Raw genomic sequence first — 26767 nt, 5'->3', positions numbered from 1 at the left:
CTTTTGCGGCGCCGCCGCGCCCGCTTACCGCTGCGTCAGCATCATGTACATCTGGATCACGACATCGGGCGAGAACGTGAACGGCACCCAGCCGTAGCCGGTGTGGCGCGCGACCAGCAGGCGGTCGCCGTTCGACTGCTTCTGCACGGCCATCATCGGGTTCTTCGTCGTCACGAAGCGCCAGCCGGCCGGGATGCCGGGCGGCGGTTCCGGTTGCATCGACGCGCGCGCTTGCGCGAGTTCCTCGATCAGCTGGCCCAGCTGCTCCGGGTGCAGCGTGATCGACTGGCCGTTGACGGTCAGCGTCAGTTCGTTCTGCGACGGGCGTGCGACGTGCAGCGTCGCCTTGTCCGCGGACGCGTCCGCTGCTTCGACGGGGGCGACTTCGATTGCGCTATCGGCGGCGTTCGTCGCGATGACGGCGGTGCTCGCGTCGGCCGGCGCGGCAGCGCCTTCATCGGCGGTCACTGGCGTGGCGGCTGGCTCGGCGGCCGGTTCGACGGCCGGTTCGACGACTTCGGCCGCGACTGCCGTCGCGGTATCGGACGCCACCGGGTTCGTCGCGGCGTCCTTCATGACGGCTTCGACGAGCGCTTCCGCGTCGGCGATCGCCTTCGCGTGACGTTCGGCGGCCGCTTCGGCCTGCGCGATCGCTTCGCTGTGGCGTTGCGTGACGGCCTCAGCCTCGGCAGTTGCCTGCGCGTGGCGTTGCGCGGCCGCGTCGGCTTGCGCGATGGCTTCGGTATGGCGCTGCGTGATGGCTTGCGCTTCGGCGGTCGCATCGGCGTGGCGCTGCGCGGCGGCTTCCGCTTCAGCGATCGCTTGCATGTGACGCTGCGCGAGCGCTTCGGCCTCGGCGATCGCGGCCGCGTGACGTTGCGTCGCGGCCTCGGCTTCGGCGGTCGCATCCGCATGGCGTTTCGCGGCGGCCGCGGCCTCCGCGGTGGCGGCGGCATGGCGCTGCGCGGCGGCTTCCGCTTCGGTCGCGGCGGCGTGATGACGTTGCGCGGCGGCCTCGGCTTCGGCGATCGCGGCCGCATGGCGCTGCGACGCGGCTTCCGCATCCGCGTGACGCTGCGCGAGCGCTTCGGTCAGCGCGGTCGCTTCGGTGTGCCGCTGGACGGCGGCTTCGGCCTGCGCGGCGGCTTCGTTGTGGCGTTGAGCGGCGGTTTCGGCCGCGGCGGTGGCATCGGCGTGGCGCTGCTGCGCGGCGGTGGCGTCGGCGGCTGCGGCCGTGTGGCGCTGCGCGGCGGCCAGTGCTTCGGTCTCCGCCGCGGCGTGACGCTCGGCGGCGGCCTGGGCTTCCGCCGCGGCGGCGCGCGCGAACGCTTCCGCGCTGCGTGCCGCCTGCTGCGCGGCGTGGTGATCGTGGAGCAGCTGATCGACGCCCGCGTTGAGCGAATCGATCTGATCGTTCAGGTTCATGCGTGTCTTCTCTGCGTAAGACCCGCGATTTTAACCGCTGCGCCGGTGCCGGTCCGTCAGCGACGTGTAACAAAGTGCGCAAAGCGGCGTGAAACACGCCGCGCTGTGCTATTTCAGGTAGCCCGCCGAGCCGAACCAGTCGAGCGCGTCGCGCAGCCCTTCGCGGTACGGACGCGCGCGGTAGCCGAGCTCGCGCTCGGCCTTCGCGGACGTGAAATACATCTTGTTCTTCGACATCCGCAGCCCGTCGACGGTCACGAACGGTTCCTTCTTCGTGAACTTCGCGACGGCCTCCGCGCCGAGCGCGAGCGGGTAGAGCGGCCAGCGCGGCAGCGCGATCGTCGGCGCCTTGCGGCCCGTCATCTGCGCGATGTCGGCCAGCATCTGCTGCAGCGGCAGGTTCTCGCCGCCGAGGATGTAGCGCTCGCCGATCCGGCCGCGCTCGAGCGCGAGGAAGTGGCCGTGCGCGACGTCGTCGACGTGCACCAGGTTCAGGCCGGTATCGACGAACGCGGGAATCTTGCCGAGCGCGGCCTCGACGATGATGCGGCCGGTCGGCGTCGGCTTCACGTCGCGCGGGCCGATCGGCGTCGACGGGTTGACGATCACGGCCGGCAGCCCTTCGTCGGCGATCATCCGCTCGACCGCGCGCTCGGCCAGCACCTTGCTGCGCTTGTACACGCCGATCGCCTGCTCGGCGGTCAGCGGCCGGTTTTCGTCGGACGGATCGCCGGCGCTCGTGACCTTCAGCGTCGCGACGCTGCTCGTGTAGACGATCCGCTCGACGCCTTCGGCACGCGCCGCGCGCATCGTCGCGACCGCGCCTTCGAGGTTCGCGCGCTCGATCTCGTCCGGATCCGGCGCCCACAGCCGGTAGTCGGCCGCCACGTGCAGCAGGTAGCGCACGCCGCGCAGCGCGGCGCGCATCGACGTCTCGTCGCGCATGTCGCCGGTGACGATCTCGGCGTCGAGATCCGCGACGTTCGTGCGCGGGCTGGTCGGGCGCACCAGCACGCGCACCGCATAGCCTTTCTGCTGCGCGATGCGCGCGACGGCCGAGCCGACGAAACCGGACGCGCCGGTGACGAGAACGAGATCGCGGGAGGTATCAGTCATGCGTTTCCTTCAGGGCCGCGCGCGGGCGGCGCGGCGGTTGTGCGTCGGCGAGATTGTACGTGGTCGGCGCGCCCGGCGACGCGAGCGCCGCGCGGGCGGCGGCTCCGGGCGGCGGCCGATGGCCGGCCTGCCGGGCGCGTGTAGGAAGCGGCCGACGCGACTACAATGCCGGGCTTGAATGCAACAGGAGGGCGACGCGATGAGCCGCAATGAACTGGACGAACGGATCGAGACCTACTACGTGCGGGTGCGCGGCGTCGTGCAGGGCGTCGGCTTCCGTCACGCGACGGTGCGCGAGGCGCATGCGCTGAAGCTGCGCGGCTGGGTCGCGAATCTCGAGGACGGCAGTGTCGAGGCGATGATCCAGGGCCCCGGCGCGCAGATCGACCGGATGCTCGCGTGGCTGCGCCACGGGCCGCCGGCCGCACGCGTGACCGAGGTCACGTTCGAGGAACGTCTGATCGAAAGGCGCTTCGATCGCTTCCAGCAGCAGTAAGGCGAAAACAACATGACGGGGTATCCGGAGGCCGGGCGCGGCATCGTGCTGTCGGTGATGGCGTCGACGCTGTTCGCGCTGATGTCCGCTTACGCGAAACTGCTCGCGCCGCTCACGGGGCTCGACATCTTCGCGTGGCGCATCGTGTGGACCGCGCCGGGCGCGCTCGCGCTGATCGCGCTGCGCGGCCGCTGGCCCGCGCTCGTCGAGCTCGTCCGACGCAGCGTGCGCGACTGGCGCCTGCTGATCGCGCTGCCGGTGAGCGCGGCGCTGCTCGGCCTGCAGCTGTGGCTGTTCCTGTGGGCGCCGCTGCACGGGCGCATGCTCGAAGTGTCGCTCGGCTATTTCCTGCTGCCGCTGACGATGGTGCTCGTCGGCCGCTTCTACTATCACGAACGGCTCGATCCGCTGCAATGGGCGGCGGTCGCGTTCGCGGCGCTCGGCGTCGCGCACGAAGTGTGGGCGACGCGCGCATTCGCGTGGCCGACGCTCGTCGTCGCACTCGGTTATCCGCCGTATTTCGTGCTGCGCCGCCGGATCAACGCCGATTCGCTGGCCGCGTTCGCGGTCGAGATCGTGCTGCTGTGTCCGGTCGCGCTCGCGATGGTGTCGACGAGTCCGACGCCGGTCGCCAGCCATCCGCTGCTGTGGGCCGTGCTGCTGCCCGGGCTCGGCGTGCTCAGCACGCTCGCGCTCGCGAGCTACTTGAAGGCGAGCCGGATGCTGCCGATGGCGCTGTTCGGCATCCTCGGCTACGTCGAGCCCGTGCTGCTCGTCGCGGTGTCGCTGCTGCTGCTCGGCGAGACGCTGAGCGTCGCGCAGCTCGCGACGTACGGGCCGATCTGGGTCGCCGTCGCGCTGACCGCGTGGCACAGCGCGATGCTGATGCGGCGCCTGCCCGCGCGTCGCTGAGTGTCGCTCAGCGTCATCTCCCGCTGCACGACGGCCGCGCGGAAACGGGCTGCGCCTTGCGCGTTCGTCGCGTCGAATCCCGCGATCCTGGCGTCGAACTGGCGACGCACTGACGTCACGCTGGCCGCGTCGCCAGCTTCGACTCGTCGCTGTCACGCGTGTAATCGAATAGAAGATTCCGTTGCATTTTGTTACTTAGGGTATCCCCCGACCGGCCGCTAGACTGACCTGACCGTCTTCTCTTCGTATGCGGCTTTTCCATGAACGGTCATCTCCGTGCCGGGCCGGCCGGGTTGGCGCGATGCGAGCATACGCGTATCGCTGCTGATCGGCTTCGCCTTCTCCCTTCCGAATCCTCCACCGGTGCATGCCGCGCCGTCCTCGCGCAGGTGCGGCCATGTCGCTGAGCATGTCGCTCGCCACCCCCGCTCCGCCGGCGCGCGGCGGCCGCCTGATCGAAGTCGATTTCTTCCGCGGGATCGTGCTGCTGATGATCGTCGTCGATCACATCAGTGCGAGCGTGCTGTCGCGCGTGACGCTGCACGCGTTCGCGCTGTGCGACGCGGCCGAGGTGTTCGTGTTCCTCGGCGGCTTCGCGACCGCGAGCGCCTACGGCGCGATCGCCGACCGGCACGGCCCGCGCGCCGCGCAGCGGCGGTTCGTGCACCGCGCGATGCAGATCTATCGCGCGTTTCTCGCGACGTCGACGCTGATGCTCGTCGTGTCCGCCGTGCTCGACCATTACGGGATCGACGCGCCGAACCTCGCGCTCGACGACGTCAGCGTGATGCTCGCGTCGCCGCTCACGGGCGCGGCCGAGCTGCTCACGTTCCAGCGCCAGCCGTATCTCGCGTCGGTGCTGCCGATGTACGTGCTGTTCGCGCTCGCGTCGCCGGTCGTCGTGCCGTTCGCGCGCCGCCACCCGTGGCTGCTCGTCGCGTTCAGCGCGGCGTCGTGGCTCGCGGCCGGCTGGCTTGGCCCCGAACTGCTGGACACCGATGCGTTCCGCTGGAGTTTCAACCCGTTCGCGTGGCAGCTGATGTTCGTCGGCGGCGTGCTCGCGCGCAGCCAGCCGTTCTATCGGCACGTCGCGCTCGGGCGCTGGAGCGCCGCGGCGACCGGCGTCGCGTGCGCGATCGTGCTCGGCTGCGCGAGCTACAAGCTGTTCTCGGGGCTGCCGGTGCCGGAAGGCGTGCTCAAGCGCGATCTCGCGCTGCCGCGCATCGTGAGCTTCGCGGCGCTTGCATGGCTGATGGCCGATTGCGTGCGCTACGGCTGGATCGCGCGCATTGCGCACGCCGTGCAGCCCGTGGTCGCGATCGGCCGGCGCGGCTTGATCTGCTTCGTCGCGGGCGCGGCGATCTCGCTCGTCATCGATTCGCTGCTGCATCCGGTTGCGAACGGCGCCGAGCTGCGGCATATCGGCGTGGGCCTCGCGGCCGACGCGTGCGCGGTCGGGCTGATGATGGCCGTGGCCGGGTCGGGATCGTGGTTCGCGCGCTGGCGCGGCGCGGCCGCATGAGCGGCGCGGGAGCGCGCGCAGGCGGCTCGCAAGGGGCCGCGCGGCGTCGGGGCGCTCAGTGAGGTGAGCCGATGCGGGAGCGGGGGGCCGCCGTCGCGTCGTCGGATTCGGCGTCGTCGCGTTCGTCGGACTTCGGATCGTCCTCCTGCGCGAGTACCGCGTCGGCTTCGGCCGCGGCCCGGGCCGCGCGCAATGCGGTGCAGCGCTGCGCGTGCCGGATGTCCGACAGTATCCTCAAGAGCCGAGTCGTTTTGCTTTTCATGATCTTCTCCCGCCAGTGCGCATCACGATGGAACGGATGCGCCGTTGCAACCAGTGTAGGACGTGCTGGCCGCGCCGGCGGGAGAATGTGGCGTGCATGCCGCACGCCGAGGGATAGTACTTACTGAGCCGAGGCCATCGCCTGCGCCTGTGCCGCTTCTTCCTCGCGGCGCTCGTCCGCGCAGCGCTGATGCTGGCGCGACAGGCGGTTCATCATCGGCAGCAGCAGCAGCGCCAGCAGCATGCCGATCGCGGCGAGCCAGCCGAGCTTCTCGAACAGCGACAGGTAGAGCGGCAGCGAGTCGGTGGCCGGCAGGTCGTGCGACGGCATCTGCGCGAAGTTCGCGACGACGCTGCCGAGATACTGCGACACACCCGTCGCGACGAAATACGCGCCCATCATGAAGCCGCTCATGCGCGCCGGCACGTAGCGGGCGATCATCGCGAGGCCGAGGCCGCTCACCAGCAGTTCGCCGAGCGAGTAGAGGCCGTAGCCCCACACCATGAACCACGACGACACGCGACCGTCCACCGCGTAGCGGCCGCTGATCGTGAACACCAGGTAGCCGGCCGCCACCGCGCCGAAGCCGAAGGCGTACTTCGCCGCGACCGGCAGGTCACGGCCGCTCTTCGAGAACGCGTTGTAGATCCACACGAGCAGCGGGCTCAGCATCATGATCCAGATCGGGTTCAGTGCCTGGAACTGCGCGGCGCTCCACGTGAACAGCGTCGTGCCGAACAGGATGAAGCGCGGATCGACGTTGCGCAGCGCGAACAGCGTCAGCGACGTCGACATCTGCACGTAGAAGATGAAGAACAGGATCACCTGGCCGATCAGCACCAGCGCCGCGATCAGGCCCGCCCGCTCCGAACGTTCCGACTTCGCGATCATGTACGCGAAGATCGCCAGGATCGCGAACGCGGCCGTCCATACGCTCGCGACCGCGAGCTGCTTGTGCTGCAGCACGTACAGCGTGATCAGCGCGAGCGCGACGCCGCCGGCCGCCACGCCGCCGAGGCGCTTCCAGCGGATCGGTTCGTCGTCGGGCTGCGAGCCGATGTGCGCGAGCGTGCGGTGCATCAGCATGAAGTTCAGGATCGCGAGCAGCATGCCGGCGCAGCAGACCGCGAACGCGGTGTGCCAGCCCCAGTGATCCTTGATCCACGGCGTCGCGAGCATCGACACGGTCGAGCCGATGTTGACCGCCATGTAGTAGATCGTGAACGCGCTGTCGATGCGCGCATCGTCGCCTTCGTAGATGCGGCGCACGAGGTTCGCGGCGTTGGCCTTGAACAGGCCGTTGCCGACGACGATCACGCCGAGCGATGCGTACATGTACGCCAGCGCGTCGTTCGGAACCGCCAGCATCAGGTAGCCGGCGCACAGCACGGCCGCGCCGATGATCATCGTGCGACGGGCGCCGAGCACCTTGTCGCCGATCCAGCCGCCGATCGACGGCGACGCGTAGACGAGCGCGGTAAACGCGCCCCAGGTCAGGTTCGCATGGCTGTCGGTGAAACCGAGCCGGTCGACCATGAAGAGGACCAGAAGCGCGGCCATGCCGTAGTAGCCGAAGCGCTCCCACATTTCGATGAGGAAGACCGTCGTAAACGATCGGGTTTGTGAAACAGGTGCGTGCATCATCAATCTCGTTTCAAACGGACGGCGCGGATCGCGCGTCGCCTTGGGGTCGAACTGGCGCCGTAGCACGGGGGCCGGGTAGGCTTTGCGTCGGCGATGGAGCAGTCGGGCGGGTTAGCCCGGGCCGGGGTCGGACTCCGCCAGATAAGGCGGCGCGCGGCCCCGACCGGCGCGCGAATGGTAACGTTTGCCGGTCCGGTGCGTCGGGTCCGCGCCACTCAGGGAAACTCCCAATATGGCAGCAGCTTTCAGGAACATTTGTCTCGTCATTTACTTGTAAGCTCTGCGCCCGTTCTCCGCAAATTCCCGGAGAGCCGCTTGCAGCTTGCCTGTGAAGCCGGCGAGTCTGGCAAGATAGCGCGTCGTTTCGCACGCTTCGTGCCCTGTTTAGTGCACCGGGCTCGACACCGAAGACGTGTGCGAACCTGAAGATTAAGGCATCTCGATTTAACTTAGTTACTTTCCATCAAACATTTTTTGACGACCACTTTTCGGCCTGCTATGGTTTCCCCCACTGAAAACTCGCGATCGGCAGACGCTGCCGCTCTGGGCAGCAAGATTCGCGCGTTGCGCCAACGACTCAAGCGCACGCTCGACGACACCGCTACCGCCGCGGGTATTTCGAAGCCGTTTCTGTCTCAAGTCGAGCGCGGGCTCGCGTCGCCGTCGCTGACGTCGCTGGCCGGTATCGCACAGGCGCTCGGCGTGACGGTGCAGTACTTCGTGGACACACCGAGCGAGGAACGCTCGGTCTGCAGAGGCGAGCAGTTGCGCTTCTTCGGATTCGCCGATTCGGCGAACCTGTTCGCGAGGCTGACGAACGTGTCCGAAGGGCGTCAGCTCGAGGCGATCCTCGTGCGGTTGCCGCCGGGGCAGAAGCGGTCGGAAGTAACGACGCATGCAGGAGAGGAATTCCTGTATGTGATTGAAGGGGAAGTGTCGCTGACGCTGGAAGGCAAGACGTTCGTCTTGCAGGCCGGTGACAGCTCGCACTATCAGTCGACGGTCCCGCACAGCTGGGTCAACACCGCGAAGATCGAATCGGTGGTGGTCTGGGTCGGTACACCGAGGCTGTTCTAACGCACAGGTATTCCTTCGTTTCAGAGACGGAATGCCTGTCGAAAGAAACGTAAGGAATACTAAGATGCAATACGAGAACCACGGGCCTCCCCAATCGCTGCACCCGTCAGCGTCTCAAGCGTAACCGCGGCATTCGCCGCGCGACGCTCACCGAACAACCTTCTCAAGACTGCCACGATGAAATCCTTGCATGCCATGTCGGCCGTGCTGGCCGCGCTCGCCCTGACGACGCCCGCCGCTCACGCCGTGACCGTTCCGTCGAACGTCGCGCTCGCTCCTCAACAGGACCTGACGCGCCAGGTGCCCGCCGAAGTCGAGTCGCTCGACCCGGCGCACATCGAATCGTGGACGGGCAACACGATCGGCCTCGATCTGTTCGAAGGGCTCGCCCGCATCGATGCGGCCGGCCAGGTCGTGCCGGGCGTCGCGCAGTCGTGGGAGCGCAAGACGCCGCAGACGTGGATCTTCAAGCTGCGCCACGATGCGAAGTGGAGCAACGGCCAGCCCGTGACGGCCGCCGATTTCGTCTATTCGTGGCAGCGTCTCGTCGATCCGAAGACGGGCTCGAAGTACACGATCCTCGTCGAGTTCATCAAGAACTCGAAGGACATCATCGCCGGCAAGGCCGCGCCGACGACGCTCGGCGTGCGCGCCGTCGACCCGTACACGCTCGAAGTAACGACCGACGTGCCGGTCGCGTTCTTCCCCGAGCTGACCGCGATGGCGCCGCTCGCACCGGTGAACAAGGACACCGTCGCGAAGTTCGGCGACGCATGGACGCGCCCCGGCAACATCGTCAGCAACGGCGCATACCAGCTCGTCGACTGGCAGCCGAACAACCGCATCGTGGCGACGAAGGATGCGAAGTACTGGAACGCGTCGAAGGTCGTGATCAACAAGGTCACGTACCTGCCGATCGAAAGCGACGAAACCGCGATGCGCATGTACCAGGCCGGCCAGATCGACTACAGCTACTCGATCCCGTCGGGCATCTTCCAGCAGGTCAGCAAGCAGTTCGGCGGCGAACTGCGCCCGGGCCTGCAGCTCGCGACCTACTACTACTACCTGAACAACAGCGACCCGGCGCTCAAGGACAAGCGCGTGCGCCAGGCGCTGTCGATGGTGATCGATCGCGAGGTGCTGACGTCGAAGCTCACGCAGGCCGGCGAGAAGCCGATGTACGGCCTGATGCCGAACGGCACGAAGGGCGCGCAGCCGTTCACGCCGGAATGGACGGCGTGGCCGATGGCCAAGCGTGTCGCGACCGCGAAGGATCTGCTCAAGCAGGCCGGCTATTCGGACGCGAAGCCGCTGTCGTTCACGCTCACATACAACACCAACGACCTGCACAAGAAGGTCGCGCTGTTCACCGCATCGGAATGGCGCACGAAGCTCGGCATCAACACGAAGCTCGAGAACGTCGAGTTCAAGGTGCTGATGAAGGAGCGGCATGACGGCAAGGTGCAGATCGCGCGCGACGGCTGGTTCGCCGACTACAACGACGCGATGACCTTCTTCGACCTGATCCGCTGCGGCAGCTCGCAGAACACCGTTGGCTACTGCAACAAGCAGATGGACTCGCTCGTCGACGAAGGCAACCAGAAGCTCGACGACAAGGCGCGCACCGCGCTGCTCACGCAGGCGCACGACACGGCGATGAACGACACGCCGATGGTGCCGCTGTTCCAGTACTCGGCCGACCGTCTCGTGAAGCCCTACGTGGGCGGCTACTCGCTGAAGAACGTGATCGACATGCGTGCGTCGCAGGACATGTACCTGATCAAGCACTGAGCGGAGCGATCATGCTGGCCTATGCATTGAGACGCACGTTGTGGGCGGTGCCGACGATTCTCGCCGTCATCACCGTCTGCTACCTGCTGCTGCATTTCACGCCCGGCGGTCCGTTCGATACGGAGAAGCAGCTGTCCGTGGCGACGCTCGCGAACCTGAACGCGAAGTATCACCTCGACGAGCCGCTGTGGAAGCAGTACCTGCTGTATCTCGGTTCGCTGCTGCGCGGCGATCTCGGCCCGTCGTTCCGCTACGTCGACTGGTCGGTGAACGATCTCGTGAAGAAGGCGCTGCCCGTGAGTCTCGGCGTGGGCGGCGTGTCGATCCCGATCTCGATCGTGTTCGGCGTGCTGCTCGGTACCGTCGCGGCCGTGCGCCGCGACAGCCTGATCGACCGCTTCGTGATGCTGCTCGGCAACTTCGGCAACGTCGTGCCGCCGTTCGTGCTCGGCCCGGTGCTGGTGTGGATCTTCGCGATCCTGCTGAAGACGTCGGCCGGCAACGGCTGGCTGCCGGCCGGCGGCTGGGGCGATGGCGGCTGGCAGTACCGGCTGCTGCCGATCGTGCTGCTGACCTTCATCAACGTGTCGCTGCTCGCACGCGTGATGCGCGGCTCGATGATCGAGACGCTGTCGAGCAACTACATCCGCACCGCGCGCGCAAAGGGCCTGCCGGGCTCGACGATCGTGCTGCGCCACGCGCTCAAGCCCGCGCTGATGCCGGTCGTGTCGCTGTTCGGCACGGTCTGCATCACGTCGATCACGGCGGCTGTTGTCACCGAATCGGTGTTCGCGCTGCCGGGGCTCGGGCAGCTCGTCGTGAACGGCGCGATCAACCGCGACTACACGCTGGTGCTCGGCCTCGTCGTGCTGACGACCGTGTTTGCAGTGCTGTTCAACCTGCTGGTCGACCTCGCGTACGCGTGGCTCGATCCGCGCATCCGTTATTGAGCGAGGCACTGCGATGACTCCGACTACTCCCGTCGTCAGTCTGCCCGTGCAGACCGACTCGCCGCCGCGTTCGCGCTCGCCGCTCGCGCTCGCGTTCGCGCGCTTCCTTCACAACCGCGCGGCCGTGTTCAGCCTCGTGCTGCTCGCGCTGATCACGCTCGCGTGTTTCGCCGGCCCGTGGCTGCTCGCGGCCGATCCCGCGGCGAGCGACTGGGGCTCGATCAGCCTGCCGCCGGCGCTCGCGAACCAGCACTGGTTCGGCACCGACGAACTCGGCCGCGACCTGCTCGTGCGCACGCTGATCGGCGGGCGCGTGTCGATCGAGGTCGGCCTGCTCGGCACGCTGGTGTCCGGCCTGTTCGGCGTCGCGTGGGGCGCGACCGCCGGCTTCGCGGGCGGCCGGGTCGACTCCGTGATGATGCGCATCGTCGACATGATGTACGCGATCCCGTACCTGCTGATCGCGATCCTGATGATGACCCTGTTCGGCCGCTCGTTCATGCTCGTCGTGCTGACCATCAGCGCGTTCTCGTGGATCGACATGGCGCGCGTCGTGCGCGGCCAGACGCTGTCGCTGCGCAACCGCGAGTTCGTCGATGCGGCGCGCGCGATCGGCGTGTCGCCGGCATCGATCGTGCTGCGCCACATCGTGCCGAACCTGCTCGGCGTGGTCGTCGTGTACGCGACCGTCTCGGTGCCGAACATCGTGCTGACCGAATCGGTGCTGTCGTTCCTCGGCCTCGGCGTGCAGGAACCGATGACGAGCTGGGGCGTGCTGATTCAGGACGGCGCGCAGAAACTGGAATCGATGCCGTGGCTCCTGCTGGCACCGGCCGTCATGCTGTGCGTGACGCTTTACTGCGTGAACTTCGTTGGCGACGGCCTGCGTGACGCGCTCGACCCGAAGGATCGCTGAGAATGAAACGACCCCCACGCTCATGTTATTCGCTGTCGACCGGAGTTGGCGCTTCAGCGCTTACTCCGGTCCCATGCACGGCTCCCCCCGAGGGGGCGACCAGCCTCCTTGGGGCGGCCCGGCGGAGGCTGGCATGACAGCACTACTTGAAGTCGACAACCTCGGCGTGCGCTTCACGCGCAAGGATGCACCGCCGATCGACGCCGTGAGCGGCGTGTCGTTCTCGCTCGAGGCCGGCAAGACGCTCGGCATCGTCGGCGAATCGGGCTCGGGCAAGAGCCAGACCGTGATGGCGCTGCTCGGCCTGCTGGCCGGCAACGGCGCGACGACGGGCACGGCCCGCTATCGCGGCGACAACCTGCTCGAGATGGATACGCGCGCGCTGAACGCGGTGCGCGGCGACCGGATCGCGATGATCTTCCAGGATCCGATGACGTCGCTCAATCCGTTCCTGACGATCGAGCGGCAGATGACCGAGACGCTGCAGCTGCATCGCAAGCTGTCGCGCAAGGACGCGACCCGGCGCGCGATCGAGGCGCTCGAGTCGGTGCGCATTCCCGATGCGGCACGCCGCATCCGCATGTATCCGCACGAGTTCTCCGGCGGCATGCGGCAGCGCGTGATGATCGCGATGGCGCTGCTGTCCGAGCCGGAAATCCTGATCGCCGACGAGCCGACCACCGCGCTCGACGTGACCGTGCAGGCACAGATCATCGACCTGCTGCGCGAGCTGAATCGCGAGCGCGGCACCGCGATCGTGCTGATCACGCACGACATGGGCGTGGTCGCGGGCCTCGCGGACGACGTGATGGTCATGTATGCGGGCCGCACCGTCGAATACGCGCCGGCCGATTCGATCTTCGCGGCGCCGTCGCATCCGTACACGATCGGCCTGCTCAACGCGCTGCCGCGCCTGACCGACGCGGACGATGCGCCGCTCGTCGCGATTCCCGGCAATCCGCCGATGCCCGGCACCGCGCCGGCCGGCTGCGCGTTCGCGAAACGCTGCACGTATGCGGAGGAGCGCTGCGGTGCAGCGCGCCCCGTGCTCGAAACCTATGGCGCGGTGGGCGCGGTGCGCGCATGCCACCGGCCGCTGGCCGATCTGACGGGAGGTCTGCGATGAGCGTCGAAGCACGCCGCAATGCCGGCGCGACGGGCGACACGCTGCTGTCCGTCGAGGATCTGAAGGTGCATTTCCGCGTGCCGCTCGGCGGCTATCCGTGGTCGCCGAAGGGCACGCTGCGCGCGGTCGACGGCGTGTCGTTCGACGTGAAGCGCGGCGAGACGGTCGGGCTCGTCGGCGAGTCGGGCTGCGGGAAGTCGACGCTCGCGCGCGCGCTGATCGGCCTCGTGCCGATGACGGCCGGCACGGTGCGCTGGCGCGGCGATGCCGTCGCGCCGGATCACCTGCGCGGCACCGCGATGCGCCGCGAAGTCCAGATGATCTTCCAGGATCCGCTCGCGTCGCTCGATCCGCGCATGACGATCGAACAGATCGTCGCGGAGCCGCTCGTCACGCACCACGCGGGCCTCGGCCGCACCGAAGTGCGCCGCCGCGTGATCACGATGCTCGAGCGTGTCGGCCTGAATGCGCATCACCTGCTGCGCTATCCCCACGAATTTTCCGGCGGGCAGTGCCAGCGCGTCGGGATCGCGCGTGCGCTGATCAGCGAGCCGAAGCTCGTGATCTGCGACGAACCCGTCTCGGCGCTCGACGTGTCGATCCAGGCGCAGATCGTGAACCTGCTGCGCGATCTGCAGCGCGACCTGTCGTTGTCCTATCTGTTCGTCGCGCACGATCTGGCGGTGGTGAAGGCCATCAGCCAGCGCGTGCTCGTGATGTATCTCGGCCGCGTGATGGAGTTCGGCACGCGGCATGACGTGTATGGCGTGCCGCAGCACCCGTACACGAAGGCGCTGCTCGATGCGGCGCCGACGCCGGAGCCGGCGCGCGAGCGTGCTCGCCGTCCGATGCTGCTGGCGGGCGAGATGCCGTCGCCGCTCAACCCGCCGTCCGGCTGTGCGTTTCGCACGCGCTGCCCGGTCGCGATCGACGCGTGCGCGCAGGACGTGCCGCTGCCGGAAGTGCGGCAGGGCTCGGCGGCGCGTGTCGCGTGCATCCGGGCGGGCGCGGCGGCGTGAAGTGACGCAGCAAATATAACCAGGCAGGTCAACAGGGGTAGGGTGCGGCGCGAACAACCTTCGCGCCGCGGGTAAAGGCGCGTCCTTAACCGGGCTCGCCGGGGGGCTGGAAGCGGATCGCAACCGGCGTGGACGACATCAACACAAGACGAGAATGACGATGAAAAAGCAAAAGACGATCGGGACGGCATCGAAGATGCTGCTTGCATGGGGCTTGCCGGCGCTCGCGGGCGTGTCGCTGACCGGCGTCGCGCACGCCGACGACGCGGCCCCCGCACCGCTGACGGTTGCGCAGGCTGCGCCGTCCGCCGGCGCGAGCACGACCGTTGCGCAGGCAACGACCCCGAACGCCATTATCAACGCCGAAGCGACCCAGGCCGTCACGCCGCCCGACGAGCCGTCGGCCCAGTCGAAGTCGAAGGGCTTCATTGCCGACAGCCATCTCGACTTCCTGTTCCGCAACTATGCGGACGTGCTCGACAGCAAGGGCGGACCGCATCGCCACGCGTGGGTCCAGGGCGCGATGGCGAACTTCGAGTCGGGCTTTACGACGGGCTTGATCGGGATCGGCTTCGACGCGTCGCTGTATGCGGCGCTGAAGCTCGACGGCGGCCAGGGTGCCGGCAGCATGGTGCACATCGCGAAGGGCGGCGGTGGCGGCAACCAGCTCGCGTGGGCCTACCCGGGCATCTACGACATCAAGGCGCGCATCTCGAACACGGTGGTCAAGTACGGTCTGCAGGCCGTCGACAACCCGTTCATGGAGCAGCACGACAACCGCGCGCTGCCGCCGACGTTCCTCGGCGCGACGATCGTCAGCAACGAATTCAAGAACGTGATGCTCGAGGCCGGCAGCTTCACGAAGACCGACGCACGCGGTCATACGACGCTTACGAACCTCACGACGCAATACGGCGGCACGCGCATCAACCGCCTGACTTACGTGGGCGGCACGTGGGACTACTCGCCGAACGGCGAAGTCGCGCTGTACGCGAACCAGGCCGACGACGTGTGGCACCAGTACTACGCGTCGGTGAAGCACAGCATCGGCAGCACGCAGACGATCAAGTGGACGGGCTTCGGCAACGTCTACTCGACGCACGACACCGGCGACGCGCTGCAAGGCAAGATCGACAACAACGCATACAGCCTGTCGCTGGCCGCGCAGCACGGTCCGCACGAGCTGCTGCTCGGCTTCCAGCAGGTGCTCGGCGACCAGTTCTTCGACTACCTGAACGAAACCAACGGCATCTTCCTGACCAACTCGATGGACGTCGACTACAACGCGCCGCACGAAAAGTCGCTGCAGCTGCGTTACACGTTCTACGGCAAGGAAGCGGGCCTGCCGGGCTTCAAGGCGATGGTCTGGGGCGTGACGGGCTGGGGTGCGGACGGCAGCGCGGGTGCGGCGAACGATCCGAGCAAGTCGAGCATCTACTGGAGCAACGGCGCGCCGGTGCAGGGCCGTCACCACGAGTTCGGCTTCATCCCGTCGTACACGTTCCAGAGCGGCAAGCTGAAGGACACGAAGGTCACGTTCATCGCGATGTGGCACAACGGTTCCATGCACTCTTCGGACGCGACGAACCGCGAGTATCGCCTGGTCGTGAACCTGCCGTTGCACGCGTTCTGATCGAAGGGGGATGCAACGTCCCCCGCGGTATTTCCCGTCTTGCGCGGCCGGCCTGCCGTCAGTTCGATCAGGCCGGCTTGTGCAGGCCCGCCACCGGATCGTTCGCGGCGGGGATCTCTTCCACCAGTGACGTGAGCTGGCGGCCGGTGTCGCGCCAGGCATCGAGGCCGCCGCGCAGCGGCAGCGCATCGGTGAAGCCCGCGTCGAGCAGGCGCTTGGCCATCAGTGCGGCCGTCACTTCGTTCGGGCACGAGCAATACACGACGAACTTCTGCGTGAGCGGATAGCGCGCGACGATGTCGGCGATACGCCGCTCGTCCGCGAACTGCGCGCCGGGAATCGTGAACGGGTCGAGCTTGCGATGCTCGGGCGAACGCACGTCGAGCACCACGGGCGCCGACGCATCGGCCAGCAGGCGATCGAGTTCGTCGACGCCGATGCGCGCGGTCGCGAGCTGGCGGATCAGCGCGCGGCGGCGCATCCAGCGCACGGCCGCATAGATCGCCAGCAGCGCGACGATCACCAGCAGCACCGCGCGGCCGAGCCGGCTCGCGCCGGCGAACAGCCAGTCGATCTGCCGATAGAACACGACCCCCGAGACGAGCCCGACGATCGTCCACAGCGCGGCGCCGAGCGCATCGTAGCCGGCGAACGTGCGGTAGCGCGTGCCGAGCGCGCCGGCCATCGGCACCGACACGAGCGACAGCCCCGGAATGAAGCGGGCGACCGCGAGCACGCGCACGCCGTAGCGGCCGAAGAAACGTTCGGTCTTCTTCACGCAGGTATCGCGCGACAGCGACAGCCGGCAGATCGTCTTCAGCGTCGTGCCGCCGTAGCGCCGCCCGGCGACGTACCACACGGTGTCGCCGATCAGCGCGCCGAGCACCGACAGCGCCAGCACCGTCACGAGCTGCGAGCCGATCATCGCCGGATGCATCGCGGCCATCGCGCCGAACAGCACGAGCGTCGGCATCGCCGGCACGGGCAGGCCGATGGCCGCCGCAAGTACGTTGGCGAAGACGAGAAGCGGCCCGTATTGGGCGACGAGGTCACGGAGCATGACGGCTGGCCGAAAAGGAAGCGCGTGAGGAGACCACACAGATGGGCCGATTATCGGCCATTTTCAACCGTGCGTCGGGGAATGACGGAAAGCGCCTGACGGCGGCAGGGGGATGCGGGCAGAACGGTGAGCCGAGGCGTTGCGCGCGGCTCACCGTTCGACTTCAGGAAGGGGTGCGGGCGAGCGATGCGGCGCCGTGGTTTTCGCCGGGCAGCTCGGCGCCGTGCGAGCGGATCGCCGCGATCAGTTCGGCCGGCGTGATCTCGTAGCGGACCTCGCGGTGAATGCCGGGCTTGCGTTCGTCGATCTCGATCAGCAGCACGCTCTTGCCGTCGCCGGTCGATTCGAGCCGGAGCGAGCGCAATTCGCGGCCGTCGGCCGGGTCGTGTTCGGTGAGCAGGGTCATTGCCCCGGATGAGCCGGTAGTGCGCATCGAACCTATCCTCGTGTCGTGTGTGCCAGATTGGCGAAGATGTCGTTGTTGAATGCAGCTTGACGAAGTTTAACGCGAACGGGCCGCAACACGGAGCATTTTCGGTGGCCCCGAAAAGAGGGCTGTACCACCGATCCTTCTGATGTTTGAGCCGCGCCGGGCGGGCGTTTCAGCCGGATCGGGCCATGCCGCGACCGCCGCCCGGCCAGTGATCGGGCCGGGCGGGCGCGGGTGCCGTCAGAAGCGGTCGGCGAGCCCCATCGCCGGGTCGCTGACCGAGTGGCGGCCCGTTTCGACGCGGCCGGCCACGCGGCGCGAGAAGCTCGCGTCGCTGTCGGCGGTGACGACGAAGTCGTACCAGTGGCCGGTCGAGTCGAGCTTCCAGTGCAGTTCCGACTGGCCGCCGGCGTGCACCGTGACGGTCCACGTCGTACCGGTGTCGTTGCCGTGCCCGTGACCCTGGCTATTGCCGTCCTCGTTGCCGTGGCCGCGATCGTCGTTCGCGCCGCGGCCGGACAGTGCGCCGTACACCTCGTTCGACTTCACCGTGAAGCGCACGGGGCCGCCGCCGTCGTTGCGCAGCCGCAGATGCAGGTTGCCGCTCGCGCCCGCATAGCCGACCCGGATCTCCGGGTGCGGCGCCCGCCCGCCGGCCAGCCGGGCCAGGTCGCCGGTGAAGCGGCGGTGATAGCCGTTCGGGCCGAGCACCCACAGGTCATATTTGCCGCTGTCGTCGGCGAGCGCCGCCCAGTCGCCGCGCAGCGCCTTGCCCGGCTCGACGATGTAGCGGCGCGGCACGCGGTCGAGGTGCAGCTTGTCGTAGACGTGGAACACCGCCGCCGCGCGACCGGTGTTCGCGAACTTCAGCGTGACGGTGCCCTTGCCGGCATCGACCTGCGCGCTCGCATGCAACTCGTACGGCAGCGCGCGCGACGGGCGCACGCCGGTGGCCTGCGCGGGCAGCGACGGCGTGGCCGGCGGCGTGATCTTCGGCGCCGCCTGCTGCGCGGCGCTCAGTGCGTCGACCTGGCTTTTCGTCGTGCGGCCCGCGAGCGTCGGCAGCGGTTCGTTGTTCGGCGCGCGGAAGTTGAACGCGCTCGTCAGGTCGCCGCACACCGCGCGACGATACGCGCCGATCTGCGGCTCGACCACGCCGAAGCGCTTCTCGAGGAAAAGCAGCGTCGACGTATGGTCGAACACCTGCGAGTTGACCCAGCCGCCGCGGCTCCACGGCGACACGACCCACATCGGCACGCGCGGGCCAGGACCGTACGGACGGCCGTCGGCCGCGGGCTGGCTCGACGTGGCCGGCGCGAAGTCGTGATACTCGACGGCGACGTCGGCAGCCGCGAGCGTATGGCCGCCCGCGAGCGAGCCGTCCGCGTTGCGCGACGGCACGGCCGGCGACGGCATGTGGTCGAAGAAGCCGTCGTTCTCGTCGTAGTTGATCAGCAGCACGGTCTTGCTCCACACGTCCGGGTTCGCGGTCAGCGCGTCGAGCACCGCCTGCACGTACCACGCGCCCTGCGCGGGGCTCGACGGCCCCGGATGTTCGCTGTACACGGACGGCGGGATGATCCACGACACCTCGGGCAGCGTGCCGTTGCGGATGTCGTCACGGAACGTTTCGAGGAAGCCGTACGGCATCGTGTTGCCGAAACCCTTCGCGAGCGGGCTCAACGGATCGTCGATCGCCGGATCGTAGAACGCGCCGGCCGCCGTCACCGGCTGCGTGATGTCCGTCGACGCGACGTACGCGGGCCGGCGTGCGGCCGGCATCTGCTCGATGGCCGCGCGCCAGTGGCGGAAGCTCATCATCTCGTTGCAGCCGAAGTTGTCGATCAGGCTCTGGTAGACCTTCCAGTTCACGCCGGCCTGCTGCAGCCGGTCCGCGTAGGTCGTCCACGTCCAGCCCTGGCTCGACGGGCCGATGTCGTTGCCACCGTTGAACTGGTTGTTCAGCGCGGCGAGCTTCACGCGGCTGCCGTCGGCCGGGCTGATGCCGTTCGGGCCGTTGGTGCCGCTCCAGTAGAACAGCCGGTTCGCGATCGTGCCCGTGTGCATCCCGCAGTGGTAGTGGTCGCACAGCGTGAACGCGTCGGCGAGCGCGCGCTGGAACGGCACTTCGGCCGCGTCGTAATAGCCCATCGACAGCGGCGTCTTCGCGTCGGGCCAGCGGTTCATCCGGCCATGGTCCCACGCGGCCTGCGCGTCGGCCCACGTATGCGGCGTGCCGCCCGCGCGCTGCGCGTTGCCCTGGCTCGCGTCGAGGTGGTACGGCGTGAGGGTCGTCGCGGGCGTCGCTTTCGTGTAGGTCTGGTGGAATACGTCGCGGCCGTTCGGCGACGGCACCGCGAAGCGATCGCCGTAACCGCGCACGCCCTTGAAGGTGCCGAAGTAGCCGTCGAACCCGCGGTTTTCCATCATCAGCAGCACGACGTGCTTCACGTCCTTGATGGTCCCCGTTTCGTGAAACGCGGGAATCGCGAGCGCGCGGCGGATGCTCGGCGGAAACGCGGACAGCGCGGCGGCGGCGAGGCCGGAAGTCGCGGTTTGCTGAAGGAATTTGCGGCGTGACGTCATGGCGTTCTGATCCTGTGATGATGGGAGCGTTCGTGACTTCGTCTGGTTGCGCCCGTGCGTCGTCCCCCTGGGACGGTCGGCGATGCGTGTGCGTTTCGGCGCGTCGGCCGTTGTCGCGCTCCTGCGTGCCGCACGCTCGTGATGCGCGGGGCAGGATGTCGGCCCGCGCGTGCCCGGCGCGTGCGGGGCGGGGCGGCGCCCAGTCTAGGGAGCGCAGATGACGTCGACGTGATGCGGAAATGACACGCGATGACGTGCGGTGCCGGTGGCGGTGACGTTGCGAGCGCAACTAATCGGCGACGCGCCGCGAAGATGCCGGAGTGGTCGGAAATTACCGATTTCCGTGGCAGGGGTGGTCATAAATTACCGATTACGTGAAGCCGGTGTGATGCGTGGTGGTTGTGCGTGCAACGGAATCGCGTTGCGCTGTGACCATGTTTCATTCGTGTGAAATCGGATAAGCTCGATGCGTTGTTGCGTTCGCGCGGCAACGTGCCCCGGCCCGATACTTTCGACTCTACCCAGTCATGACCGATATCACGATCCGGCACAGCGAGACGCACGACGTCGACGCGATCCGGCAAATCGTCGCGCATCCCGCGGTGTACATGAACACGCTCCAGCAACCGTTTCCGTCGCACGAGAAATGGCAGCAGCGACTCGAACGCCTGCACGAACAGGGCGTGAGCCTCGTCGCCGAGCTCGACGGCGCGGTGGTCGGCCATCTCGCGCTGCATCCGGAGCAGAACCCGCGCCGGCGTCATGCGGCGTCGCTCGGGATGATGGTCGATGCGTCGCATCATGGTCGCGGCATCGGCGGCCGGCTCCTGGCCGCCGCCATCGAACTCGCCGAAAACTGGCTGAACGTCACGCGCCTTGAATTGACCGTATTCGTCGACAACCCGGCGGCCGTCGCGCTGTATGAAAAGCACGGTTTCCGGATCGAGGGAGAGGCGCCGGACTATGCGCTGCGCGACGGCGCGTATGCGTCGGTGTATCAGATGGCGCGGATCAAGGGACGGCAGTAATGGAAGGCTGCATGCAGCGCGATGCGTCGTTGCGCTCACGGCGCATGAGCGCACGTCGGCGATGCCGCACGTCATATCCATTCGAGAATTCGTTCGTTTTCAACCGGCCGCGTGAATCGTATCGTCGAGCGATTTGCCGGTCGCGGCTTTCTGCGTCGATGCCTGCACGACGCGCACGGCCGGTTCCGGCATGCGCGGCGCCATCCGTCGACGCCCTTCGCTGTTTCTTCGTTTCGCCGTGTGTTCGCCTTGCCGCTTCGCACGCATGGGCCGGCCGTCGCTGACATGCCGGCTCCGACCGTCGCGCGACGCCGCTTCCCGCAACCGTCTCTTTCAACGGAACCCGCCTCGATGAAAACCGTTCTCCGGAACCTGACTGCCGCCTGCCTGTTCGCCGCCGCGGGTGCGGCGTTCGCCACCCCCGCGCCGCAGGGCGCTGCCGTGTTGAGTCCTTCGGGCGACGGCGCGCATCTGCCGCCCGGTATCGCGTGGCAGCAGGGCGACGTCGATGCCGCGTTCGCGCTGGCGAAGCGCACCGGCAAGCCGCTGCTGCTGTACTGGGGCGCGGTGTGGTGCCCGTCGTGCAACCAGGTGAAGTCGACGATCTTCAGCCAGCAGGCGTTCAAGACCCGCTCGTCGTTCTTCGTGCCGGTGTATCTGGACGGTGATACCGAGAGCGCGCAGAAGCTCGGCGAGCGCTTCAAGGTGCACGGCTATCCGACGATGATCCTGTTCCGCCCGGACGGCACCGAAGTGACGCGGCTGCCGGGCGAAGCCGATCTCGATCGCTACATGCAGGCGCTGTCGCTCGGGATGACGGCCACGCACCCGGTGCGGCAGACGCTCGCGACCGCGCTGAACAACGGCGCGTCGCTGACGCCGGACGAATGGCATCTGCTCGCCGACTATTCATGGGACACCGACGGCGCGCTGCCGGTGCCGCCCGATCGGGTCGCGGTGACGCTGCAGACGCTGTCGCAGCGTGCGCGGGCAGCCGGTGCGAAGGCGGACGCCGCGCGGTTCGCGCTGAAGTCGGCGGTGGTCGCGGCCTCGGACGATCCCGCGCAGGCTGGCGCGCTCGACAAGGCCGCGCTCGCCGATGCGTTGCGCGCGGTGCTGCGCGAGCCGGCGCTGGCGCGGGCCGATTCGGATGTGCTCGTCGCGGCGCCCGCGCGCGTGGTCGCCTACCTTGGCGGCGATGCCGCGCAGCGCGCGAAGCTGCGCGGCGCGTACGACGCGGCGCTCGCGCGGCTGTCGACCGACACGACACTGTCGTCGATCGACCGCCTGATGGCGCTGCACGGCCGCGTGCTGCTCGCGCGTGGCGACGCGCACGACGGCGCGCCGCTCGCCGCGCCGGCGCTGGTCGATGCCGCGCGCAAGCAGATCGCGGCATCGGTGCAGGGCGCCGCGAATCCGTACGAGCGGCAGGCGCTCGTCAGCGAAGCGGCGGACACGCTGACCGACGCAGGGCTGTACGACGAATCCGATGTCTTGCTGAAGGCCGAGTTGGCGCGTTCGGCGACGCCGTACTACTTCATGTCCGGACTGGCCGCGAATGCGAAGGCGCGCGGCGACAAGGCCGCGGCGCTCGACTGGTACCGGAAGGCGTACGACTCGGCGAGCGGACCGGCGACGAAACTGCGCTGGGGTGCGACCTACTTCGCGAATGCGGTCGCGCTGGCGCCGGACGATTCGGCGCGGATCGAGGCGATCGCCGCGAGCGTGCTCGCGCAGGCCGGGAAGACCAGGGATGCGTTTTATGGGGCGAACCTGCGCGCGCTGACCAAGGTCGTCACGCAACTGAACCGCTGGCGCGGCGGCGGCGCGCACGACGCGTCGGTCAGGTCGGTCGTGAAGCAGTTCGACGGGGTATGCGCGAAGCTGCCGGCGGGCGATCCGCAGGCAGCGGCATGCGCGAAATTGATTCAGCCGGTGAAGGCGTAACGGCGGGAAAGGGTGCGGTCGGGCGGGCTGGGGGAGCGGAGGCCGCGATTACTGGCTCGACTCCGACGACGCGCCGCGATCGCTGCCATACCCGGCACTCTGCTCGCGGGCGAGCTTCGCTTCGGCGGAAACGATGCTGGCCGGATAGAACCAGTCGCTCGACTGGAAGCCGGCTTGCTTGAGCGCTTTCACTTCGGCGTGGACCTGCGCACGCGTGAGCGGCGGGTTCGACTGCGCGTGCGCGGCGAGCGGGGCAGATACGGCCAGGGCGATGGCAACTGCATGAATCAGGCGCTTCATGATCGAGACCTCCATGTTTCCGACTGGGCGGCCGGCCTTCGTTCGACGAAGCGGCTGCGGTTGAAAACAGTGTAGGCGCGGGCACGCGTGGGAAAAATGCGATCGCTCCCAACGCAGTGTTCTGCTGCTGGTAACAATGGGAGTGGGAAGGGCGGTGCCGGATGGTGGCCCGTGGCGGGTGCTGAGCGTTGGCCGCGTCGATGCGGCCGACCGAGGTGGGGCGGCGTGCGGAACGCCGCCCGATGCACAGCGTTACACGAGGCCCGTCGTGTAGTACACGGCGATCACGAAGAACACCGCGAGCGTCTTGATGATGGTGACCGCGAAGATGTCGCGATACGACTGGCGGTGCGTGAGGCCCGTGACCGCGAGCAGCGTGATGACCGCGCCGTTGTGCGGCAGCGTGTCCATGCCGCCGCTGGCCATCGCGACGACCCGGTGCAGCACTTCCAGCGGAATGTTGGCCGCCTGCGCGCCCTTGATGAACAGGTCCGACATCGCGGCGAGCGCGATGCTCATGCCGCCCGACGCCGAACCGGTAATGCCGGCGAGCGAGCTGACCGATACGGCCGCGTTCACGAGCGGGTTCGGAATGCTCTTCAGCGCATCGCTGACGACGAGGAAGCCCGGCAGCGCGGCGATCACGCCGCCGAAACCGTATTCCGACGCGGTGTTCATCGCGGCGAGCAGTGCGCCGGCGACGGCGGCCTTCGAGCCGTCCGCGAAGCGGCCGCTCACGCGCTTGAACGCGGTCAGGATGACCAGCACGATGCCGAGCAGCAGCGCGGCCTCGACCGACCAGATCGCGACGACGGTCTTGATCGACGTCGTGACCGGCGCGTGCACGCCGGGCAGCACGTCCGGCGCGACCGTGTACGACGCGGCGCCGTACCACTGCGGGATCAGCTTCGTGAACGCGAAGTTCGACACGCCGACGAGGATCAGCGGCAGGATCGCCAGCGCCGGATGCGGGAGTGACTTCGCTTCGACGCGTTCCGGTTCGTTGACGAGCGACGTGCCGTAGCCTTCACCCTTCGCCATCGCCGAACGGCGGCGCCATTCCAGGTACGTGAGGCCGACGACGACGATGAACAGCGAGCCGATCGTGCCGAGCACGGGCGCGGCCCAGGCAGTCGTCTTGAAGAACGTGGTCGGGATGATGTTCTGGATCTGCGGCGTGCCGGGCAGCGAGTCCATCGTGAACGAGAACGCGCCGAGCGCGATCGCGCCAGGCATCAGCCGTTTCGGAATGTTGCTCTGGCGATAGAGTTCGGCCGCGAACGGATACACCGCGAACACCACCACGAAGAGCGACACGCCGCCATAGGTGAGCAGCGCGCACACCGCGACGATCACCGCATTCGCACGCGAGCGGCCGATGTAGCGGATCGCCGCATGGACGATCGACTCGGAGAACCCGGACAGTTCGATCACCTTGCCGAACACGGCACCGAGCATGAACACCGGGAAATAGAGTTTGACGAAGCCGACCATCTTCTCCATGAAGATGCCGGAGAAGACCGGTGCGACGGCGGCGGGGTCGGTCAGCAGGACCGCGCCGAGCGCGGCGATCGGCGCGAACAGGATCACGCTGTAGCCGCGATACGCGGCGAACATTAGAAACGCCAGCGCGGCGAGGACGATCACGAAAGACAAGGGAGTCTCCTAATTGCTTGGAATGGCTTTGGTTGTTGTTCGATCGCGGGACGCGCCGCGGACCGGGACGGGTTCGTGCAGGTTTCGTGCCATCGGCCGGATTGCGCCGCCGGACATGGGTCCGGCGCAGGCCGGCGGGCCCGCGCCGGCCAATGTCTGAAGATTCTACATAAATCGTCTCCATCCGGAGACGATTTGGCCGTCCGGACAACCCGTCGAATCGGCCAGGACTTTCCCTGACAAGGCATTCCGGCGTGTCTCCGAAATGAGATACTTCGTCTCGTCCCGGAGACATCCGGCCAAGCATATGCGGAGACGATGATGAACGACTGGGCCCGCCTGCCCGTCAATTACGGCGACGTGCTGCGGCGCGCTGCCGAGTCGCTGTTTCGTACGTTCGAGGATTCGAGTGCGGGCACGGTGGTCGTCGATCGCGACGCGCGCGTCGTGTGGATGAACGAGCGTTATGCGGCGCGTTTCGGGTTCGCCGATCCGCAGCAGGCAGTCGGCCTCGACTGCGAGGCGGTGATTCCGAACAGCCTGATGCGCGAGGTCGTGTCGACCGGACAGCCGATCCTGCTCGACATCATGGAGACGGGCCGCGAGCCGCTGGTCGTCACGCGCCTGCCGTTGAAGAACGAGGCGGGCGAGACGGTCGGCGCGATCGGCTTCGCGCTGTTCGACCAGTTGAAGACGCTCACGCCGATCTTTTCCCGCTACGCGCAGCTTCAGCAGCAGCTGATCGCGACGCAGCGTTCGCTCGCGCAGGCGCGCCGAGCGAAATACACGTTCGCGAGCTTCGTCGGCACGAGCGCCGCGAGCCTCGAAACCAAGCGGCAGGCGCGGCGCGCGGCGCAGGTCGATTCGCCGGTGCTGCTGCTCGGCGAGACGGGCACCGGCAAGGAACTGCTCGCGCATGCGATCCACGCGGCGTCGGCGCGCGCGCTCCAGCCGCTCGTGACCGTCAACGTCGCGGCGATTCCCGACACGCTGCTCGAAACCGAATTCTTCGGCGCGGCGCCGGGTGCGTACACCGGTGCCGACCGCAAGGGGCGCGTCGGCAAGTTCGAGCTGGCCGATCGCGGCACGCTGTTTCTCGACGAGATCGGCGACATGCCGCTGCCGCTGCAGGGCAAGCTGCTGCGCGTGTTGCAGGACAAGGAGTTCGAGCCGCTCGGCTCGAACCGGATCGTGCGCGCGGATGTGCGGATCATCGCCGCGACGTCGGCCGACCTGCCCGCGTTGGTCGAGGCCGGCCGCTTTCGCGCGGATCTCTATTACCGGCTCAACGTGTTGACGATTCACGCGCCGCCGCTGCGCGAGCGAGCGTCCGACATCGCGGCGCTCGTCTACGCGACGCTGGAGGAACTGGCCGCGCAGCACGGCCGCGCCGCCCACTGCGAACTGACCGACGATGCGCTCCGGGTGCTGTGCGCGTACCCGTGGCCGGGCAATGTGCGCGAGCTGCGCAACACGCTCGAGCGTGCGCTGATGCTGTCGGATCGCTCGGTGATCGACGCGCGTGCGCTCGCACCGTTCCTCGGGCCGATGCGCGTGGCGCCCGACAGCGTGCCGGCGGGCGCGCGGGTTGCGCCGTCGCCGGCCGGCCGGGACGCCGGCGACGCATCGGCTGGGCCTGGTGCGCCGGTCGTTTCGTATACCGATGCATTGGCCGCGTGGGAGCGCCAGTTCCTGATCGATGCGCTGGCCGCCTGCGACGGCAAGGTGGTGGAAGCGGCCGCGCGCATCGGCATCGGTCGGGCGACGCTTTACAAGAAACTGGCGGCGCTGGGAATCGACCGGTGGCCAGCGGCGGCGGATGCGCGCGGACATGAGGAACGGCACCGGTGAAATGCCCGACAGGAGACAAT

At 68.0% G+C, this 26767-nt stretch carries 22 protein-coding genes; 13 read left to right on the top strand and 9 right to left on the bottom strand.

The genetic code is table 11. The features are described 5' to 3' along the window. Positions 1–24: 24 nt before the first annotated feature. Complete coding sequence (locus LMA02_RS29645) at positions 25–1425, bottom strand: phage tail protein (RefSeq protein ID WP_228908610.1); 1401 nt, start codon at positions 1423–1425, stop codon at positions 25–27. 108 nt (positions 1426–1533) lie between these two features. Further along, on the bottom strand, positions 1534–2541 hold the full coding sequence (hpnA, locus tag LMA02_RS29640; protein ID WP_006760929.1) for a hopanoid-associated sugar epimerase: 1008 nt from the start codon (positions 2539–2541) through the stop codon (positions 1534–1536). Positions 2542–2740: 199 nt separating this feature from the next. Here hpnA and LMA02_RS29635 point away from each other — a divergent pair, with 199 nt between their 5' ends. From LMA02_RS29635 to LMA02_RS29625, 3 genes are all read left to right on the top strand, one after another. After that, positions 2741–3037, top strand: coding sequence for an acylphosphatase (locus LMA02_RS29635; RefSeq protein ID WP_041491699.1), 297 nt, complete (start codon positions 2741–2743; stop codon positions 3035–3037). Between the two features lie 12 nt (positions 3038–3049). Then, positions 3050–3949 carry an EamA family transporter RarD gene (gene rarD / locus LMA02_RS29630; protein WP_228908609.1) on the top strand — a complete coding sequence of 300 codons (900 nt, stop codon included), beginning with the start codon at positions 3050–3052 and terminating at the stop codon, positions 3947–3949. A gap of 397 nt (positions 3950–4346) precedes the next feature. Further along, the gene (locus LMA02_RS29625) at positions 4347–5471 is read left to right on the top strand and encodes an OpgC domain-containing protein (protein ID WP_228908608.1); all 1125 of its coding nucleotides are present in this window, start codon (positions 4347–4349) and stop codon (positions 5469–5471) included. 55 nt (positions 5472–5526) lie between these two features. Here LMA02_RS29625 and LMA02_RS29620 read toward each other — a convergent pair whose 3' ends face one another. Both LMA02_RS29620 and LMA02_RS29615 read right to left on the bottom strand, forming a co-directional pair. Beyond that, complete coding sequence (locus LMA02_RS29620; RefSeq protein WP_105832592.1) at positions 5527–5733, bottom strand: hypothetical protein; 207 nt, start codon at positions 5731–5733, stop codon at positions 5527–5529. 120 nt (positions 5734–5853) lie between these two features. Then, the gene (locus tag LMA02_RS29615) at positions 5854–7377 is read right to left on the bottom strand and encodes a peptide MFS transporter (RefSeq protein WP_228908607.1); all 1524 of its coding nucleotides are present in this window, start codon (positions 7375–7377) and stop codon (positions 5854–5856) included. Positions 7378–7875: 498 nt separating this feature from the next. On the opposite strand from LMA02_RS29615, the gene LMA02_RS29610 reads away from it, so the two are divergent. The 7 genes from LMA02_RS29610 to LMA02_RS29580 all read left to right on the top strand — a co-directional run bounded on the left by LMA02_RS29610 (position 7876) and on the right by LMA02_RS29580 (position 15889). After that, on the top strand, positions 7876–8454 hold the full coding sequence (locus LMA02_RS29610) for a cupin domain-containing protein (RefSeq protein WP_006753630.1): 579 nt from the start codon (positions 7876–7878) through the stop codon (positions 8452–8454). Positions 8455–8631: 177 nt separating this feature from the next. Next, complete coding sequence (locus LMA02_RS29605) at positions 8632–10245, top strand: peptide ABC transporter substrate-binding protein (RefSeq protein WP_228908606.1); 1614 nt, start codon at positions 8632–8634, stop codon at positions 10243–10245. An 11-nt stretch (positions 10246–10256) separates the two neighbouring features. Beyond that, a complete protein-coding gene (locus tag LMA02_RS29600; protein ID WP_166725271.1) occupies positions 10257–11195 on the top strand; it encodes an ABC transporter permease subunit in 939 nt (312 codons plus the stop codon). A 13-nt stretch (positions 11196–11208) separates the two neighbouring features. Next, positions 11209–12111 (top strand): ABC transporter permease, encoded by a 903-nt coding sequence (locus LMA02_RS29595; protein WP_228908605.1) that lies wholly within the window; start codon positions 11209–11211, stop codon positions 12109–12111. 133 nt (positions 12112–12244) lie between these two features. Further along, positions 12245–13237: an ABC transporter ATP-binding protein gene (locus tag LMA02_RS29590; RefSeq protein WP_228908604.1), complete on the top strand. Its 993-nt coding sequence runs from the start codon at positions 12245–12247 to the stop codon at positions 13235–13237. Beyond that, positions 13234–14256: an ABC transporter ATP-binding protein gene (locus LMA02_RS29585; protein WP_228908603.1), complete on the top strand. Its 1023-nt coding sequence runs from the start codon at positions 13234–13236 to the stop codon at positions 14254–14256. Before LMA02_RS29590 ends, LMA02_RS29585 begins: the two co-directional genes overlap by 4 nt. Positions 14257–14416: 160 nt before the next feature. Continuing rightward, complete coding sequence (locus LMA02_RS29580) at positions 14417–15889, top strand: OprD family outer membrane porin (protein WP_166725267.1); 1473 nt, start codon at positions 14417–14419, stop codon at positions 15887–15889. 67 nt (positions 15890–15956) lie between these two features. On the opposite strand, the gene LMA02_RS29575 is transcribed toward LMA02_RS29580, so the two are convergent. The 3 genes from LMA02_RS29575 to LMA02_RS29565 all read right to left on the bottom strand — a co-directional run bounded on the left by LMA02_RS29575 (position 15957) and on the right by LMA02_RS29565 (position 19965). Further along, positions 15957–16949, bottom strand: coding sequence for a DedA family protein/thiosulfate sulfurtransferase GlpE (locus LMA02_RS29575; RefSeq protein ID WP_228908602.1), 993 nt, complete (start codon positions 16947–16949; stop codon positions 15957–15959). Positions 16950–17112: 163 nt separating this feature from the next. Further along, positions 17113–17382: a hypothetical protein gene (locus LMA02_RS29570; RefSeq protein ID WP_040138862.1), complete on the bottom strand. Its 270-nt coding sequence runs from the start codon at positions 17380–17382 to the stop codon at positions 17113–17115. Between the two features lie 237 nt (positions 17383–17619). Then, complete coding sequence (locus LMA02_RS29565) at positions 17620–19965, bottom strand: phosphocholine-specific phospholipase C (protein WP_228908601.1); 2346 nt, start codon at positions 19963–19965, stop codon at positions 17620–17622. A 527-nt stretch (positions 19966–20492) separates the two neighbouring features. Here LMA02_RS29565 and LMA02_RS29560 point away from each other — a divergent pair. Next, complete coding sequence (locus tag LMA02_RS29560) at positions 20493–20993, top strand: GNAT family N-acetyltransferase (protein WP_228908600.1); 501 nt, start codon at positions 20493–20495, stop codon at positions 20991–20993. Positions 20994–21344: 351 nt separating this feature from the next. Continuing rightward, positions 21345–22940, top strand: coding sequence for a thioredoxin family protein (locus tag LMA02_RS29555; RefSeq protein ID WP_228908599.1), 1596 nt, complete (start codon positions 21345–21347; stop codon positions 22938–22940). Positions 22941–22988: 48 nt separating this feature from the next. Here LMA02_RS29555 and LMA02_RS29550 read toward each other — a convergent pair whose 3' ends face one another. Beyond that, the gene (locus tag LMA02_RS29550; protein ID WP_228908598.1) at positions 22989–23240 is read right to left on the bottom strand and encodes a DUF4148 domain-containing protein; all 252 of its coding nucleotides are present in this window, start codon (positions 23238–23240) and stop codon (positions 22989–22991) included. 252 nt (positions 23241–23492) lie between these two features. After that, positions 23493–24896, bottom strand: coding sequence for a GntP family permease (locus LMA02_RS29545; RefSeq protein ID WP_175677677.1), 1404 nt, complete (start codon positions 24894–24896; stop codon positions 23493–23495). A 318-nt stretch (positions 24897–25214) separates the two neighbouring features. Here LMA02_RS29545 and LMA02_RS29540 point away from each other — a divergent pair, with 318 nt between their 5' ends. Beyond that, the gene (locus LMA02_RS29540) at positions 25215–26747 is read left to right on the top strand and encodes a sigma-54 interaction domain-containing protein (RefSeq protein WP_228908597.1); all 1533 of its coding nucleotides are present in this window, start codon (positions 25215–25217) and stop codon (positions 26745–26747) included. Positions 26748–26767: the final 20 nt, after the last annotated feature.

This window comes from Burkholderia sp. B21-005, from assembly GCF_020843965.1.
Lineage (GTDB): Bacteria > Pseudomonadota > Gammaproteobacteria > Burkholderiales > Burkholderiaceae > Burkholderia > Burkholderia ambifaria.
Note: the sequence above shows the minus strand (reverse complement) of the source record. Positions and strands in the feature narration are given on the sequence as shown.

Excerpts from the sequence above, each read along its gene's own strand:
- LMA02_RS29645 (WP_228908610.1), bottom strand. The coding sequence starts at position 1,425 with ATGAACCTGAACGATCAGATCGATTCGCTCAACGCGGGCGTCGATCAG.
- hpnA (WP_006760929.1), bottom strand. The coding sequence starts at position 2,541 with ATGACTGATACCTCCCGCGATCTCGTTCTCGTCACCGGCGCGTCCGGT.
- LMA02_RS29635 (WP_041491699.1), top strand. The coding sequence starts at position 2,741 with ATGAGCCGCAATGAACTGGACGAACGGATCGAGACCTACTACGTGCGG.
- rarD (WP_228908609.1), top strand. The coding sequence starts at position 3,050 with ATGACGGGGTATCCGGAGGCCGGGCGCGGCATCGTGCTGTCGGTGATG.
- LMA02_RS29625 (WP_228908608.1), top strand. The coding sequence starts at position 4,347 with ATGTCGCTGAGCATGTCGCTCGCCACCCCCGCTCCGCCGGCGCGCGGC.
- LMA02_RS29620 (WP_105832592.1), bottom strand. The coding sequence starts at position 5,733 with ATGAAAAGCAAAACGACTCGGCTCTTGAGGATACTGTCGGACATCCGG.
- LMA02_RS29615 (WP_228908607.1), bottom strand. The coding sequence starts at position 7,377 with ATGATGCACGCACCTGTTTCACAAACCCGATCGTTTACGACGGTCTTC.
- LMA02_RS29610 (WP_006753630.1), top strand. The coding sequence starts at position 7,876 with ATGGTTTCCCCCACTGAAAACTCGCGATCGGCAGACGCTGCCGCTCTG.
- LMA02_RS29605 (WP_228908606.1), top strand. The coding sequence starts at position 8,632 with ATGAAATCCTTGCATGCCATGTCGGCCGTGCTGGCCGCGCTCGCCCTG.
- LMA02_RS29600 (WP_166725271.1), top strand. The coding sequence starts at position 10,257 with ATGCTGGCCTATGCATTGAGACGCACGTTGTGGGCGGTGCCGACGATT.
- LMA02_RS29595 (WP_228908605.1), top strand. The coding sequence starts at position 11,209 with ATGACTCCGACTACTCCCGTCGTCAGTCTGCCCGTGCAGACCGACTCG.
- LMA02_RS29590 (WP_228908604.1), top strand. The coding sequence starts at position 12,245 with ATGACAGCACTACTTGAAGTCGACAACCTCGGCGTGCGCTTCACGCGC.
- LMA02_RS29585 (WP_228908603.1), top strand. The coding sequence starts at position 13,234 with ATGAGCGTCGAAGCACGCCGCAATGCCGGCGCGACGGGCGACACGCTG.
- LMA02_RS29580 (WP_166725267.1), top strand. The coding sequence starts at position 14,417 with ATGAAAAAGCAAAAGACGATCGGGACGGCATCGAAGATGCTGCTTGCA.
- LMA02_RS29575 (WP_228908602.1), bottom strand. The coding sequence starts at position 16,949 with ATGCTCCGTGACCTCGTCGCCCAATACGGGCCGCTTCTCGTCTTCGCC.
- LMA02_RS29570 (WP_040138862.1), bottom strand. The coding sequence starts at position 17,382 with ATGCGCACTACCGGCTCATCCGGGGCAATGACCCTGCTCACCGAACAC.
- LMA02_RS29565 (WP_228908601.1), bottom strand. The coding sequence starts at position 19,965 with ATGACGTCACGCCGCAAATTCCTTCAGCAAACCGCGACTTCCGGCCTC.
- LMA02_RS29560 (WP_228908600.1), top strand. The coding sequence starts at position 20,493 with ATGACCGATATCACGATCCGGCACAGCGAGACGCACGACGTCGACGCG.
- LMA02_RS29555 (WP_228908599.1), top strand. The coding sequence starts at position 21,345 with ATGAAAACCGTTCTCCGGAACCTGACTGCCGCCTGCCTGTTCGCCGCC.
- LMA02_RS29550 (WP_228908598.1), bottom strand. The coding sequence starts at position 23,240 with ATGAAGCGCCTGATTCATGCAGTTGCCATCGCCCTGGCCGTATCTGCC.
- LMA02_RS29540 (WP_228908597.1), top strand. The coding sequence starts at position 25,215 with ATGATGAACGACTGGGCCCGCCTGCCCGTCAATTACGGCGACGTGCTG.